Annotated in this window: 14 protein-coding genes; all 14 read left to right on the top strand. The window is 54.1% G+C overall.

Going from position 1 to position 15,212, the window contains the following annotated elements; genetic code table 11:
- The first annotated feature begins 245 nt into the window (after nt 1-245).
- The 14 genes from uvrB to hisG all read left to right on the top strand — a co-directional run bounded on the left by uvrB (nt 246) and on the right by hisG (nt 15,148).
- Nucleotides 246-2,222: an excinuclease ABC subunit UvrB gene (uvrB, locus tag ETC05_RS14245; RefSeq protein WP_171661303.1), complete on the top strand. Its 1,977-nt coding sequence runs from the start codon at nt 246-248 to the stop codon at nt 2,220-2,222.
- A 16-nt stretch (nt 2,223-2,238) separates the two neighbouring features.
- Nucleotides 2,239-5,097: an excinuclease ABC subunit UvrA gene (gene uvrA / locus ETC05_RS14240; protein ID WP_171661324.1), complete on the top strand. Its 2,859-nt coding sequence runs from the start codon at nt 2,239-2,241 to the stop codon at nt 5,095-5,097.
- A gap of 119 nt (nt 5,098-5,216) precedes the next feature.
- Nucleotides 5,217-5,543, top strand: a complete 327-nt coding sequence (locus tag ETC05_RS14235; protein WP_031407096.1) for a magnetosome magnetite crystal formation protein family — start codon at nt 5,217-5,219, stop codon at nt 5,541-5,543.
- Between the two features lie 111 nt (nt 5,544-5,654).
- Nucleotides 5,655-6,017 (top strand): phage holin family protein, encoded by a 363-nt coding sequence (locus ETC05_RS14230; protein WP_031407098.1) that lies wholly within the window; start codon nt 5,655-5,657, stop codon nt 6,015-6,017.
- 242 nt (nt 6,018-6,259) lie between these two features.
- Complete coding sequence (gene hprK, locus ETC05_RS14225; protein WP_031407102.1) at nt 6,260-7,195, top strand: HPr(Ser) kinase/phosphatase; 936 nt, start codon at nt 6,260-6,262, stop codon at nt 7,193-7,195.
- Between the two features lie 136 nt (nt 7,196-7,331).
- A complete protein-coding gene (lgt, locus tag ETC05_RS14220; RefSeq protein WP_171661302.1) occupies nt 7,332-8,144 on the top strand; it encodes a prolipoprotein diacylglyceryl transferase in 813 nt (270 codons plus the stop codon).
- 98 nt (nt 8,145-8,242) lie between these two features.
- Nucleotides 8,243-9,181: a nucleoside recognition domain-containing protein gene (locus ETC05_RS14215; protein WP_171661301.1), complete on the top strand. Its 939-nt coding sequence runs from the start codon at nt 8,243-8,245 to the stop codon at nt 9,179-9,181.
- A complete protein-coding gene (gene ppaX, locus ETC05_RS14210) occupies nt 9,178-9,846 on the top strand; it encodes a pyrophosphatase PpaX (RefSeq protein ID WP_171661300.1) in 669 nt (222 codons plus the stop codon). The genes ETC05_RS14215 and ppaX overlap by 4 nt, the downstream gene beginning before the upstream one ends.
- Entirely contained in the window at nt 9,843-10,340 is a 498-nt protein-coding gene (locus ETC05_RS14205; protein ID WP_171661299.1) for an acyltransferase, read from the top strand. Before ppaX ends, ETC05_RS14205 begins: the two co-directional genes overlap by 4 nt.
- 240 nt (nt 10,341-10,580) lie before the next feature.
- Entirely contained in the window at nt 10,581-10,991 is a 411-nt protein-coding gene (locus ETC05_RS14200; RefSeq protein WP_171661298.1) for a hypothetical protein, read from the top strand.
- A 331-nt stretch (nt 10,992-11,322) separates the two neighbouring features.
- Complete coding sequence (locus ETC05_RS14195; RefSeq protein ID WP_227456669.1) at nt 11,323-11,931, top strand: VanZ family protein; 609 nt, start codon at nt 11,323-11,325, stop codon at nt 11,929-11,931.
- 932 nt (nt 11,932-12,863) lie between these two features.
- Complete coding sequence (locus ETC05_RS14190; RefSeq protein WP_031407114.1) at nt 12,864-13,112, top strand: hypothetical protein; 249 nt, start codon at nt 12,864-12,866, stop codon at nt 13,110-13,112.
- Nucleotides 13,113-13,179: 67 nt separating this feature from the next.
- Nucleotides 13,180-14,364 (top strand): ATP phosphoribosyltransferase regulatory subunit, encoded by a 1,185-nt coding sequence (locus tag ETC05_RS14185; protein ID WP_171661297.1) that lies wholly within the window; start codon nt 13,180-13,182, stop codon nt 14,362-14,364.
- 160 nt (nt 14,365-14,524) lie between these two features.
- Nucleotides 14,525-15,148 (top strand): ATP phosphoribosyltransferase, encoded by a 624-nt coding sequence (hisG, locus tag ETC05_RS14180; RefSeq protein ID WP_031407118.1) that lies wholly within the window; start codon nt 14,525-14,527, stop codon nt 15,146-15,148.
- The last annotated feature ends 64 nt before the right edge of the window (nt 15,149-15,212 follow it).

Here is a 15,212-nt window from a genome sequence, read left to right as displayed (position 1 = left end):
TGCCGCACGTCCCCAACAGGTGGCGCTGTCTGTTTTCATGAAGGGAAGACAGCGCCTTGTTCCATTTGTCGCGTTTGAAACAAGAAAAAGAAGCGGACCTTTGGCAGGAATGGGTCCGCTTTTTTGCGTCTAGTGAATGGAAATCACTGTGCAGGCTGGTACGAATATGAGTTCGCGTTTTTCGTGCATGCATGGCCGCGATGTGATACAATGGGGAAAGATGGTACGAAGGAGGAGGCGAAACGGTGGAGGGCCGTTTTCAATTAGTGTCGCCGTATGAACCGCAAGGCGATCAGCCACAGGCGATCGCCAAGCTCGTTGACGGTTTGCGGCGCGGAGTGAAGCATCAAACGCTGCTTGGGGCGACGGGGACGGGCAAAACGTTTACGATCTCCAACGTGATTGCCCAAGTCAACAAACCAACGCTCGTCATCGCCCACAACAAAACGCTCGCTGGCCAATTGTACAGCGAGCTGAAAGAATTTTTCCCGCACAACGCCGTCGAATATTTTGTCAGCTATTACGATTACTATCAGCCGGAAGCGTACGTGCCGCAGACGGATACGTACATTGAAAAAGACGCGAAAATCAACGATGAAATCGACAAATTGCGGCACTCGGCGACATCGGCTTTGTTTGAGCGCCGGGACGTCATCATCGTCGCCAGCGTGTCGTGCATTTACGGTTTAGGGTCGCCGGAAGAATACCGGGAGCTCGTCGTTTCATTGCGCGTCGGGATGGAAATCGAGCGCAACGCGTTGCTGCGGCGGCTCGTTGACATCCAATACGATCGCAATGACATCGATTTTCGGCGCGGCACGTTCCGCGTCCGCGGCGATGTCGTCGAAATTTTCCCCGCGTCGCGCGATGAACATTGCATTCGCGTCGAATTTTTCGGCGATGAAATCGACCGCATCCGCGAGGTGGACGCCTTGACCGGCGAGGTGCTCGGCGAGCGTGAGCATGTCGCCATTTTCCCGGCGTCGCACTTTGTCACGCGCGAGGAGAAAATGCGGCTCGCCATTCAAAACATCGAACAAGAGCTCGAGGAGCGGCTCGCCGAACTGCGCGCGCAAGGGAAGCTCTTGGAGGCGCAGCGGCTCGAGCAGCGAACGCGCTATGATCTTGAAATGATGCGCGAGATGGGCTTTTGTTCCGGCATCGAAAACTACTCGCGCCATTTGGCGCTGCGGCCGCCGGGCTCGACGCCGTACACCTTGCTTGACTATTTTCCGGACGATTTTTTGATCATCGTTGATGAGTCGCACGTCACCTTGCCGCAGTTGCGCGGCATGTACAACGGCGACCGGGCGCGCAAGCAAGTGCTCGTCGACCACGGCTTTCGCCTGCCGTCGGCGCTTGACAACCGGCCGCTCACGTTTGAAGAGTTCGAGCAAAAAATCAATCAAATTATTTATGTCTCAGCGACGCCGGGGCCGTATGAGCTCGAACACAGCCCGGGCGTTGTCGAACAAATCATCCGCCCGACCGGGCTGTTGGATCCGACGATCGACGTCCGTCCGACGAAAGGGCAAATCGACGATTTGATCGGCGAAATTCGCGAGCGTGTCGAGCGGAACGAGCGGACGTTGGTCACAACGTTGACGAAAAAAATGGCCGAAGATTTGACCGATTATTTGAAAGAAGCCGGCATCAAAGTCGCTTACTTGCATTCGGAAATTAAAACGCTGGAGCGCATTGAAATCATCCGCGACTTGCGGCTCGGCAAATACGATGTGCTTGTTGGCATCAACTTGCTGCGGGAAGGATTGGACATTCCGGAAGTGTCGCTTGTCGCCATTTTGGACGCCGACAAAGAAGGGTTTTTGCGCTCGGAGCGTTCGCTCATCCAGACGATCGGCCGCGCGGCGCGCAACGCGAACGGCCACGTGATTATGTATGCCGATGCGGTCACGAAATCGATGGAAATCGCCATTCAAGAAACGAAGCGGCGCCGCACGATTCAGGAAGAGTACAATCGGAAGCACGGCATCGTGCCGCGCACGGTGAAAAAGGAGATTCGCGACGTCATCCGCGCGACGTATGCGGCGGAAGAGACGGAGACGTACGAGGCGAAGCCAGCGGCGACGATGACGAAACAAGAGCGGGAAGAGCTGATTCGAACGCTCGAAGCGGAAATGAAAGAGGCGGCCAAAGCGCTCGACTTCGAGCGGGCCGCCCAACTGCGCGATATTATTTTCGAATTGAAAGCGGAAGGGTGATGGCCGGGTGAACGGAATGGATAAAATCATTGTCAAAGGGGCGCGCGCCCACAACTTGAAAAACATTGACGTCGAAATTCCGCGCGGCAAGCTCGTTGTGTTGACCGGGCTGTCCGGGTCGGGAAAGTCGTCGCTGGCGTTTGATACGATTTACGCGGAAGGCCAGCGGCGCTACGTCGAATCGTTGTCGGCGTACGCCCGCCAGTTTTTAGGGCAGATGGACAAGCCGGATGTCGATGCGATCGAGGGGCTGTCGCCGGCCATTTCGATCGATCAAAAAACGACGAGCCGCAACCCGCGTTCCACGGTCGGCACGGTGACGGAAATTTACGACTACTTGCGGTTGCTGTTCGCTCGCATCGGCCGCCCGGTTTGCCCGACACACGGCATCGAAATTCAATCGCAGACGATTGAGCAAATGGTCGACCGGCTGCTCGCGTACCCGGAGCGGACGAAAATGCAAATTTTGGCGCCGATCGTCTCGGGTCGAAAAGGGACGCACGCCAAGACATTGGAGGATATTCGCAAACAAGGGTATGTGCGCGTCCGCATTGACGGCGAGATGCGTGAGTTAACGGAAGACATCGAACTGAAAAAAAACAAAAAGCATTCGATTGAGGTCGTCGTCGACCGGATTGTGATGAAAGACGGCATCGCAGCAAGGCTCGCTGACTCGCTGGAGACAGCGCTGAAGCTCGCCGACGGCAAAGTCATCGTCGATGTGATCGGCGAAGGAGAGCTCTTGTTCAGCGAAAAGCACGCCTGCCCGTATTGCGGCTTTTCGATCGGGGAGCTTGAGCCGCGCCTGTTCTCGTTCAACAGCCCGTTTGGCGCCTGTCCGGACTGCGACGGGCTCGGGGCGAAGCTCGAAGTGGATCTCGATTTGGTCATCCCGAACGAGGAGCTGACGTTAAAAGAGCACGCCATCGCTCCGTGGGAGCCGCAAAGCTCGCAATATTACCCGCAGCTGCTCGAAGCCGTGTGCCGCCATTACGGCATCCCGATGGACGTGCCGGTGAAGGATTTGCCAAAAGAGCAGCTCGATAAAATTTTGTACGGCAGCGGCGGGGAAGTAATTCATTTTCGTTATACGAACGATTTCGGCCAAGTGCGTGAACAGTACATCGAGTTTGAAGGGGTTTTGCGCAACATCGAACGCCGCTACCGCGAAACAAGCTCCGATTACATCCGCGAGCAGATGGAAAAGTATATGGCCGAACAGCCGTGCCCGACGTGCCAAGGCTACCGGCTGAAAAAAGAAAGCCTCGCCGTCTTGGTCGGCGGCAAGCATATCGGCGAGGTCACCGCCATGTCGGTGACCGAGGCGCTCGCCTTTTTTGACGGACTGGAACTGACGGAAAAAGAAGCGCAAATCGCCCGCCTCATTTTGCGTGAAATTCGCGACCGGCTCGGCTTTTTGCAAAACGTCGGCCTCGACTATTTGACGCTGAGCCGCTCGGCGGGAACGCTTTCTGGCGGCGAGGCGCAGCGCATCCGCTTGGCGACGCAAATCGGCTCGCGTTTGACCGGCGTCTTGTATGTGCTCGACGAGCCGTCGATTGGCCTGCATCAGCGCGACAACGACCGGCTGATCGCGACGCTGAAAAGCATGCGCGACCTCGGCAATACGCTCATTGTCGTCGAACATGACGAAGATACGATGCTGGCTGCGGACTATTTGATTGACATCGGCCCGGGGGCGGGCATCCACGGCGGCGAGGTTGTCGCGGCCGGCACGCCGGAAGAGGTGATGAATGATCCGAACTCGCTCACTGGCCAATATTTATCCGGGAAAAAATTCATCCCGCTCCCGGCCGAACGGCGGCAGCCGGACGGGCGGTGGCTCGAGGTCATCGGCGCCCGCGAGCACAACTTGAAAAACGTATCGGTGAGCATTCCGCTCGGTACGTTCGTCGCCGTCACCGGGGTGTCGGGTTCGGGCAAAAGCACGCTTGTGAACGAAGTGCTCTATAAGGCGTTGGCGCAAAAGCTGCATCGGGCAAAAGAGAAGCCGGGTGAGCACCGCGACATTCGCGGGCTTGAGCATCTTGAGAAAGTGATTGACATCGACCAGTCGCCAATCGGCCGCACCCCAAGGTCGAATCCGGCGACGTACACCGGGGTGTTTGATGACATCCGCGACGTGTTTGCCGCAACGAACGAAGCAAAAGTACGCGGCTACAAAAAAGGGCGGTTCAGCTTCAATGTCAAAGGTGGGCGCTGCGAGGCGTGTCATGGCGATGGGATCATCAAAATTGAAATGCACTTTTTGCCGGACGTGTATGTCCCGTGCGAAGTGTGCCACGGCAAACGGTACAACCGCGAAACGCTTGAGGTGACGTATAAAGGAAAAAACATCGCCGACGTGCTGGACATGACGGTCGAAGATGCGCTGGACTTTTTCGCTTCGATCCCGAAAATCAAACGCAAGCTCGAGACGCTGTATGATGTCGGCCTCGGCTATATGAAGCTTGGCCAGCCGGCGACGACGCTCTCCGGCGGCGAGGCGCAGCGCGTCAAGCTCGCTGCCGAGCTGCACCGCCGCTCCAACGGCCGAACGCTCTACATTTTGGACGAGCCGACGACCGGGCTGCACGTCGACGACATCGCCCGGCTGCTTGATGTGCTTCATCGGCTGGTGGACAACGGCGATACGGTGCTCGTCATCGAACACAACTTGGACGTCATTAAAACGGCCGATTACATCATTGACCTAGGCCCGGAAGGCGGCGACCGCGGCGGACAGATCGTCGCCGTCGGAACGCCGGAAGAGGTGGCCGAGGTGGAGGAGTCGCACACCGGCCGCTACTTAAAACCGATTCTCGAGCGCGACCGGGCGCGCATGCAGGCGCGGTATGAGGCGGCAAAGGCGTAAAGGCCTTTGCCGCTTTGGCATACTGGGAGTCGGCCTCTTTTGAGAAGGAAAAGAAGGAAACTTTTCCAAGCCGTGGTCGTATATACAAGGTAAAAGACCTTTGGAAAGGGGATTTTCGCTTGTCGACGAACAAAGTGTTGTCCGCGCTTTGTTATTTCAGCGTTTTTTTCGCACCGTTCATTTTGCCGATTGTCGTCTATTTTGTCGTTGAGGATGTGGAAGTGAAACGCCATGCGAAGCGGTCGCTCGTGTCGCATTTGATTCCGGCCGCCACGATTCTCTTGTTCATTGCGTTGGCCGCGTCGCCGGTGCTGTTCGGCCATTGGGGTGAGGAATCGCTTTTTGTCGGCGGCGGGCTGGCATGGCTTGGCTTCCTTGTGGCGGGGGTGGTGAACCTTGTCGTTGTGATTTGGAATGTCATTAAGGGGATTCAAGTGTTAAAATAGAAAACAACAGCGCCGCTGAAAGAACATGATGACTGATTGCCATCGGTTCGAGGCAAGATATGTCGAGGATGGCGTTTCGAGGCGGAAGATTACAGAAAAGATGGTGATGCAATGCTCAATTGGCTGATCGGAGTCGTCGTGAATACGGTGTTGTTAATGGCGATTGATGGCTATTTTGACAGCATTCATTTCAGCGGGGTGGGGGCGGCGTTTGTGGCCAGCCTCATTTTGGCGGTGCTTAACGCCGTCGTCCGCCCAGTGCTCATTTTATTGACCCTGCCGGTGACCATTTTGACGCTCGGGCTGTTTCTGTTTGTCATTAACGCCATCACGCTCATGATGACCGCCGGATTGATGGGAGAGGCGTTTCAAATCGGCGGCTTTGGCACCGCGCTGCTCGCATCGATCGTGTTGTCGTTTTTCCACTTGCTTGTGCAGAAGGCGATTATTGAGCCGCTGCGCAACCGTTCGTAACGGAAGCGCGATCTATGGAAAGGGGCGCCGTCGTTTTCCGCCGCGGCGTGAAACGACGGAGGCGCGGAATGGCGCGCGCATGGGAGAAGCGATGCGTTGGTCATCGTTTCGGTTCGATGGGGTTTGCTGGATCGGGACGGGAGAAGCCGTCCCGGTTTTGTTTCCTCGAATGTTTTCCATTCAATGACGAAACGAAACGTGCTACAATGGAAAAAGATGAGGAAAGGGGAGAAAGGCCGAGTATGCCAAAAGTGCGGACGAAAGACATCATCGAACAGTTCCAGCTCGAGCTCGTCAGCGGCGCCGAGGGCATTTACCGCCCGATTACGACGAGCGACTTGTCGCGGCCGGGGATCGAGATGGCCGGTTATTTCGCCTATTATCCAGCGGAGCGCTTGCAGCTGCTTGGGCGGACCGAGCTGTCGTTTTATGAAACGTTGACGCCGGAAGAAAAACGGTCGCGGATGGAGCGGCTTTGCACCGACATTACGCCGGGGATCATCGTTTCGCGCGGGCTTGAAGTCCCGCCGGAGTTGATCGAAGCATCGGAGCGCCAGTCGGTGCCGGTGATGCGTTCAACGATGAAAACGACCCGGCTCTCGAGCCGATTGACGAACTATTTGGAAAGCAAGCTCGCGCCTACGACCGCGGTGCATGGAGTGCTGGTCGATGTGTATGGGGTCGGTGTATTGATCACGGGCAAAAGCGGCGTCGGCAAGAGCGAGACGGCGCTGGAGCTCGTGAAGCGCGGCCACCGATTGGTCGCCGACGATTGCGTGGAAATCCGCCAAGAAGACGAGGACACATTGGTCGGCAGCGCGCCCGAATTGATCGAGCATTTGCTGGAAATTCGCGGGCTTGGCATCATCAATATGATGACGCTGTTCGGCGCTGGAGCGGTGCGGACGCATAAGCGCATCTCGCTCGTCATCGATTTGGAGCTGTGGGATCCGGAAAAGCAGTACGACCGGCTCGGGCTCGAGGAAGAAAAAGTGAAAATATTGGATACCGAACTGCCGAAACTCACCATTCCGGTCCGCCCCGGACGCAACCTGGCCGTCATCGTGGAAGTGGCGGCGATGAACTTCCGGTTAAAACGCATGGGCGTCAACGCCGCTGAGGAGTTTTCGGCGCGCTTGAGCGATGCCATCGAGGAAGGAGCGCCCGATTACGATTAACGGCGGGCCGCGAACAGGAGGCGGGTGGCGGGAGACAACGGCGTTCCCCGTGATTTAAGCCGCCTTCGTGTGCATTGGAGGCATCCTGAGCGCGGCATTCGTCCTTGCCTGATACGCACCATAGGAGGTGGGAAAGATGGAGTCTGCGATTCAGCCGCTTGACCGCGTGTTTTTGCACCTTGGTCCGATTACAATATATTGGTATGGCGTCATTATCGGCACCGGCGTTTTGATCGGGCTGTGGCTCGCGACGCGCGAAGGGGTGCGGCGCGGCTTGCCGAAAGAGACGTTTGTCGATTTGGTGCTGTTTGCTGTGCCGATCGCCATTGTCTGCGCGCGGACGTACTACGTGCTGTTTGAATGGAACTATTATTCACAGCATCTTTCTGAGATTCCGAAAATCTGGGAAGGAGGCCTTGCCATTCACGGAGGGCTGATCGGGGCCGTGGCGACCGGCGCGGTGTTCGCCCGCGTGCGCGGGCTGTCGTTTTGGAAGCTTGCTGATATTGCCGCCCCGAGCATCATTTTAGGGCAGGCGATCGGGCGCTGGGGCAACTTTATGAATCAGGAGGCGCACGGCGGTCCGGTGTCGCGCGCGTTTTTGGAAAACTTGCATTTGCCCGATTGGATCATCAATCAAATGTATATTGACGGCCGTTATTGGCATCCGACCTTTTTGTATGAGTCGCTTTGGAACCTCGCCGGCTTTTTCTTGCTTCTTTGGCTGCGGCGCGTCAATTTGCGGCGCGGCGAGCTGTTTTTGTCCTATTTAATTTGGTATTCGGTTGGCCGTTTCTGGGTTGAAGGGATGCGCACCGACAGCTTGATGCTGGCCGGCAGTCTGCGCGCGGCCCAAGTCGTATCCGTGACGTTGATCGTGCTGTCGATCGTGCTGTGGATCGTGCGCCGGGCGAAAGGATGGGCCAAAGCAAGGTATCAAGACGAATAGCCGTCCTGATCCGTTGGCGGATGAGTAGGAAAAAGAGAGGCGGCGTGCGGCGAAAAGGCCGCACGGCGGCATGAAGACAAGCGAAGGAGAGAGGAGATATGGTGGGAACATTGCAGCGCGGCGTCATCGCCGGGCTGAAGACGTCATGGGCGCTTGGCAAAATCATTTTTCCGGTGACGCTCGTTCTGGCGTTGTTGCAGCCGACGCCTTTATTTTCATGGCTGATCGACCTTGTCACTCCCCTGATGAAATGGTTCGGCTTATCCGGCGATGCGGCCGTGCCGCTGGTGCTCGGCAATCTGCTCGGGCTGTACGCCGCGATCGGGGCGATGCTGACGATCGAGTTTACAGTGAAAGAAGTGCTCATTCTCGCTGTCATGCTTTCCTTTTCTCACAACTTGATCGTCGAGTCTTCCGTCGCCTCGCGCACGGGAATGAGTGTTTGGCTCATGCTCGCCGTGCGCATTGGCTTGGCCGTTGTATCCGGGTTGCTGATCGCCCATTTATGGGACGGGGGGCAGGAACTCGCTCAATATGGGTTTGTCTCGCCTGAAGCCGCCCCGCCGTCCGGATGGGGGGACATCATCTTGGCGGCGCTGAAAAAAGCGGCCACCGGCATCGTGCAGCTGGTCGCGATTGTCATTCCGCTAATGACGATCATTCAAGTATTGAAAGAACGCCACTGGATTGAGACGTTTTCGCGCTGGATGGCGCCGGTGACCAAGATGCTTGGCATGAGCCCGAACACGTCGCTCACGCTCGCGGCCGGTTTTGTGTTCGGCCTCGCTTATGGGGCGGGGGTGATGATTCAGGCGGCGAAAGAAGACGGCGTCTCGAAGCGCGATTTGACGTTGGCGTTTATTTTTCTCGTTTCTTGCCATGCGGTTGTCGAAGACACGCTCATTTTCGTTCCGCTTGGCATCCCGGTCTGGCCGTTGTTGGTCATTCGCCTCGTTACGGCTGTGCTGTTGACGATGGCGGTGGCGTTCCTTTGGCGCCGTTTTGAACACCCGATGAGAAAGGAAGCCGCATCATGACGATTCGCACGATTTTATTTGACCTTGACGGAACGTTGATTGATACGAATGAGCTGATCATCCAGTCGTTTTTGCATACGCTGGAGAAGTACTACCCGGGCCGCTACGGGCGTGAGGACGTGCTGCCGTTCATCGGGCCGTCGCTGTACGAGACGTTCAGCTCGCTCGATCCGGAACGGGTCGAGGAGATGGTGAAGACGTATCGCACGTTCAACCACGCTCGCCATGACGAACTGATCCGCGAGTTTGACACGGTGTATGAGACGATCGAAACGCTGCACCGCCATGGATTTCGCCTTGGCGTCGTAACGACGAAAATGCATGACACGGCGCTCATGGGCTTGCGAAAAACGCGGCTTGAGCCGTTTTTCTCATGTGTCATCGGTCTTGATGACGTCAGCCGCCCTAAGCCGGATCCCGAACCGATTCATAAGGCGCTTGAGGTGCTTCAGTCGAAACCGGACGAAGCGCTGATGGTCGGCGACAACTACCACGACATTTTGGCCGGCAAAAACGCCGGCGTCAAAACGGCCGGCGTCGCCTGGGCGATTAAAGGCCGCGGCCATTTGGAACAATATGAACCGGACTATATGTTGGAAAAAATGAGCGATTTGCTGGCCATTGTCGGCATCAACGAACGGAAGGAGGAAGCGCCCTCCCGGTGAGACGAACGACCAAATACCCCGTCCACGGGGCGAACTCGCTCTGGCAATTGTACCGCACTGTCTCGTTTTGGAAAGTGCTGAAAAACGTGATCGTGATCCAAATCGGGCGCTACACGCCGTTTTTGCCGCTGAAAAACTGGCTGTATCGCACGTTTCTCGGCATGAAGATCGGCGAGCAAACGGCGCTCGCCTTTATGGTCATGCCGGATATTCTCTTCCCGGAAAAAATCCGCATCGGCCGCAACTGCGTCATCGGCTACAACACGACGATTCTCGCCCACGAATATTTAGTGGACGAATACCGCCTCGGCGATGTGGTGATCGGCGATGAGGTGATGATCGGCGCGAACTCGACCATTTTGCCCGGCGTGGTGATCGGCGACCGCGCCGTCGTCGCCGCCGGCACCGTCGTCCATCAAGACGTCCCGCCCGGGGCCATGGTCGCCGGCTGCCCGATGCGCATCGTCCGCCGGAATGAACCGCCTTCCAATTGAACGGGGGCGGTTTTCCATTTTGGAATAGGAAAAAATGAAAGAAACGAAAAAACAGAGAGTCTGTTTTTTGTCCCCTATAAGTTAAACCTTCCAGTCGGATTTATATAGGATCAATGATGAAAATATGAAACTTTAGGTGGCAGAACAAAAAATTGTTGATTTTATTCTTTTTTTATTTTACAATCTATGCAGATATTCCCTTTTATAGAAATAAATTGATTTAAAGGAGATGAGAGTATTATGAAAAAAATATTTTCGTCAATTGCACTTAGTTTATCATTAGTGTTGCCCACAATAGCTTTGGCTGCAGGAAGTAGTTATTCTATATCTTACTTTTTTGAAACAGGTTTAACGGGTCAAACAAGAAGTTTCACAGGTGGTAAAGATTTAGTGGGAGTGTTTTACTCGGTAGCGTGTCGTGATTACAATTGTAATAATACTTTTGACACTACAGATACATTCAACGTAGCCTTATATAGAGATGGATTTTGGTCAGATGATTATATTGGCTCCAGTAAAGCTCCCCGCTCTGGAAATAAAACAATTACTTGGAGTAGTGTAGGAGAGGGCGACTATTATATAAAACTATGGAAAACATCAGATGGCACATATGTTAAGAGTCAGTCTGGTTCCAAATTATATATAAAATAACTGTAGATCAGCATTTTTTATTACAATAATTTTTGCGATTAAAAAGACTAATAGGATCCCTTTGGCGACATGGAGCTGTTCAATGGGAATCTTTTGCATTGCGCGGTCACCAATGAACCCGACGACGTGAAATCTTTCCGCGACCGAAGAAGCTCCAGTCCAGCGGAAAGGATTTGTTGAGATTCGGCAATGTTGTACACGCAAGAGGACAGCACCACTGCTCCATACCGTTTCACCGCCCAAATGTGGCGAATCCGATAGCATAAGCTCCAGTTGATCTTTCGTCTGCTGGAAAAAGCATTTGATCGTCCCTGCAGTAAAATAAAAAACGATGTTTGGGGGGAGTTGTTTGTTAACCTTCGATATCCCAATAGTTTTCTTGTTTTTTATTCCTTTAGTTGTTTTGCTTATTAGACGAAATTATAAAAATATACCATTTTCTAAAAGTTTAATTTTTGTTATTTTTTACATCCATGTTGTTGTTGTTATTGGTATTACCTTGTTCCCCATTCCCTTCCAAAAGGAGTTGTTACATGACTTAAAAGCAAGTCATATCGAGAGCTCAATAAATTTCGTTCCCTTTTTATCTATTATTAAAATATTATCGTTACACTCAATTGGAACAGGTTTCGCACAAATTGGGGGCAACTTTTTGTTGCTACTTCCTCTAGGAATATATCTGCCACTTTTATTTTATAGAGTGAATAGCTTTAAAAGAGTATCTTTCATTGTTTGTTTATGCTCATTCATGATTGAATCTATGCAGTTTTTCATTTCTTTGATATTAAATTATCATTATAAAGCAGTAGATGTCGATGATGTGATATTGAACACATTGGGGGGACAATTTGGTTACCTCATATATCGGATCACGATTCCTTCAATTGAAAGGAATGTTGATTTATCACGTTTTACAAACAACTTGAGATTCAAGGAATAGCTTATCATTTCGTCCCGCCCGGGGCGGTGGCCGCGGGCTGCCCGATGCGCATCGTTCGCACGAACGAACCGCCTTCCGATTGAACGGGGCGGGTTTTGGTTTGGAAAAATGAGGGGCCAGAAAAAGTGAGGGAATTGTTTACCTGAGTTCGACGATCACTAGGCAAACAAAATTCCTCCCATCCCCATCACCTTCGCTTTCGTCCATTTGGCCTTCGGATCCTATTCGTTGTGAGCAAGCTGGAGATACGCTACGGTCGTTCCGTCTTTGTTTTTGCGTGTGGCTCGTCGCATGTACATGCCTATATGATAAACGATATTGGGCTTTTCATGTCTAACCTGTTTAGGTGAGAATGGGAATAACAACTTTCGGTGAAGGTGTATAAGGGAGAGTTCACAAGATGCAAAGTCAGCGAAACACGTAGAAAGCCGCCCCGCAAATGGGGCGGCTTTTCCTTTTGGACCGCACATGCGGCGTTCAGTTAAAAAATATTTTTGGCCGCACTTGAGTTCAAGGAACTCAAAGGGCATTATTTATCGTATGCTTGTTTTCCGAATCTTATGAAAAGAAAATTTGACAGAAGTGTCAAGAACGGTTTTCTGGATCTTCTCTAAGTTTAGTGTACATCCTACAGATTTTTTCGTCAATCAGGTCCATTTGTTCGCTTGTTAATTTGAAAACGCCGTCCTTTGCTTTTTTAGGTTTGAAAATGCGAATTTTGCTTATAGGCTGCATTTGGTTTGGAATGGCCACTGCCTTTTGGTGTGAGATCGACAACACCCTGCATGGATGTCCTTGATGGCTGTCTCCGTCATGCGGGAGGACATCACGAAGTTGACATGGCGCGTCAACACTGATTTTTTAGAATGAAATATGGGGTATCTTGAGTCTAGCCTTTGATCTATATTTTACGTAAAAAGGATGCAAATATGATGATGAAGTGGTATCAACGTTCGTTTTTCCAACCACCGCCAATCGACCCGAACCGAAACGAAGAGTCATTTCGACTGCAGCCGATCGAGTTGGACAGTGATAAGCCTCCCTTTTCGACGCTTGCCCAGTTTTTCCTTACCGAGCATGTGCTGTATGATGTGCCTGAATTGGTCACGGTCATCCCGATTCCAAACCGATTTGTTGTTGATGGCGCGTTTCCTCTTGACGCTGTGGACGCAAAGGAGTAAACTACTAATAACTTCACTTCTCTACCATATTAGCAAACTAAAGTATTTTGATAAAGGGCGTGGGGACATGGCAAAAAGGCTGTTCATGTTTGAGAAACCGTTAGGCATGCGCGATACGCTGCCGTTTTTATATGAAATGAAAAAGCAGGTGCGCTCGGTGATGGCGGAAGAAATCGAGCGCTGGGGCTATGAGTTTATCGAAACGCCGACGCTTGAGTATTATGAAACGGTCGGCGCGGCGTCGGCGATCGCCGATCATCGGCTGTTTAAGCTCTTGGACCAGCAAGGGCACACGCTCGTACTGCGGCCCGACATGACGGCGCCGATCGCCCGCGTGGCGGCGTCAAGGCTGTATGAGGACGGCAACCCGCTCCGGTTGGCGTACAACGCCAACGTGTTTCGCGCGCAGCAGCGCGAAGGCGGGCGGCCGGCGGAGTTTGAGCAGATCGGCGTCGAGCTGATCGGCGATGGCACGGTGGCGGCCGACGCCGAGGTGATCAGCTTAATGGCGGCGCTGCTGAAGCGCGTGGGTCTCGGCCGCTTTTCGGTGGCCATCGGCCATATCGGTTATGTCAATGCGCTCTTTTTGGAGATTTTAGGGAATGAAGAGCGGGCGAGTGTGCTGCGCCGCTTCTTATATGAAAAAAATTATGTCGGCTATCGCGAGCATGTGAAGTCGTTGCCGCTTTCGTCGATCGATCAAAAGCGGCTGTTGGATCTTCTTTCGCTGCGCGGCGGCCGCGAGGCGATCGAGGCGGCAAAAGCGCTGGCTTCGAGCGGGGAAGGGCAGCAAGCCGCCGATGAGGTGGCCGCGCTGTTTGCGGCGCTTGAGACGTATGGGGTGGCCGAGGCGGTGAAGCTCGATATGGCGTTGGTCAGCCATATGAGCTATTACACCGGCATTTTGTTTGAAGTGTACGCCGAGCAAGTGGGATTCCCGATCGGCAACGGTGGGCGGTATGATGAATTGCTGGCGAAGTTTTCCCGCCCGGCGCCGGCGACAGGGTTTGGCCTGCGCGTCGATCGGCTGATCGAGGCGGTTGGCGAGACGGATGTGCGCGAGGAGATCGAGTGCATCGTGTTCAGCCAAGAGCGGTTGGCGGAGGCGGTCGAGCTCGCCGAGGCGAAGCGGGCGGAAGGGCGCCGCGTCGTCTTGCAGCATATCGCCGGCATTCGCGATATTGACGCCTACAGCCAGCGCTATCGGTCGATCGTCTATTTGCTTGGCCGAAGCGGGCGCGAGGGGCAATGAGCGTCACGACGTGGGAGAACGCGGACAACAGCCATTCAACCCGCTGGTTCGCGCCTGCGGACGGGCGTGCCGCAATCTTTAAAGGGATGGCGGTTTGACGGAAGGGGCGTTAGCGAGAGCGTGGCGCTGACGCATGACGACAAGCAGGGAGGAAGACGGGATGCTGACGATTGCGATGCCGAAAGGACGCATTTTTGACGAGGCGGTCGAGCTGCTGCGCCGAGCGGACTATGCGCTGCCGCCGGAGTTTGCCGAATCGCGCAAGCTCGTCATTGATGTCGCTGAGGAACAAATGCGCTTTATTTTGGCGAAACCGATGGATGTGGTGACGTATGTGGAGCACGGAGTGGCCGATCTAGGCATAGCGGGGAAAGACGTTTTAATGGAGGAAGAACGAAACGTCTATGAGCTGCTCGATTTGCGCATCAGCCGCTGCCATCTGGCCGTCGCCGGGCTGCCCGGCGTCAAGATGAATGAAATCGCCCCAAGGGTGGCGACGAAATATCCGAACATCGCCTCAACGTATTTTCGCGAACAAGGCGAGCAAGTGGAAATCATCCGCCTGAACGGATCGATTGAACTCGCCCCGCTCATCGGCCTGGCCGACCGGATTGTGGACATCGTTTCCACGGGGCGGACGTTGAAAGAAAACGGGCTTGTCGAGCTTGAACGAATCGCCGAGGTGACGTCGCGCCTGATTGCCAATCCGGCCAGCTACCGGTTAAACAGCGGGGAGATCGAGCGGCTGGTCGATCGGCTCGCGGCGGTCATTCCCGAGCGGTGAGGCAAACGGAACGGTGCACAGACGAGAGACGCAAAAGACGGGGGAAGCGTCCAAAAAGCCATCG

The organism is Geobacillus sp. BMUD, from assembly GCF_013096845.1.
GTDB lineage: Bacteria > Bacillota > Bacilli > Bacillales > Anoxybacillaceae > Geobacillus > Geobacillus vulcani.
Note: the sequence above shows the minus strand (reverse complement) of the source record. Positions and strands in the feature narration are given on the sequence as shown.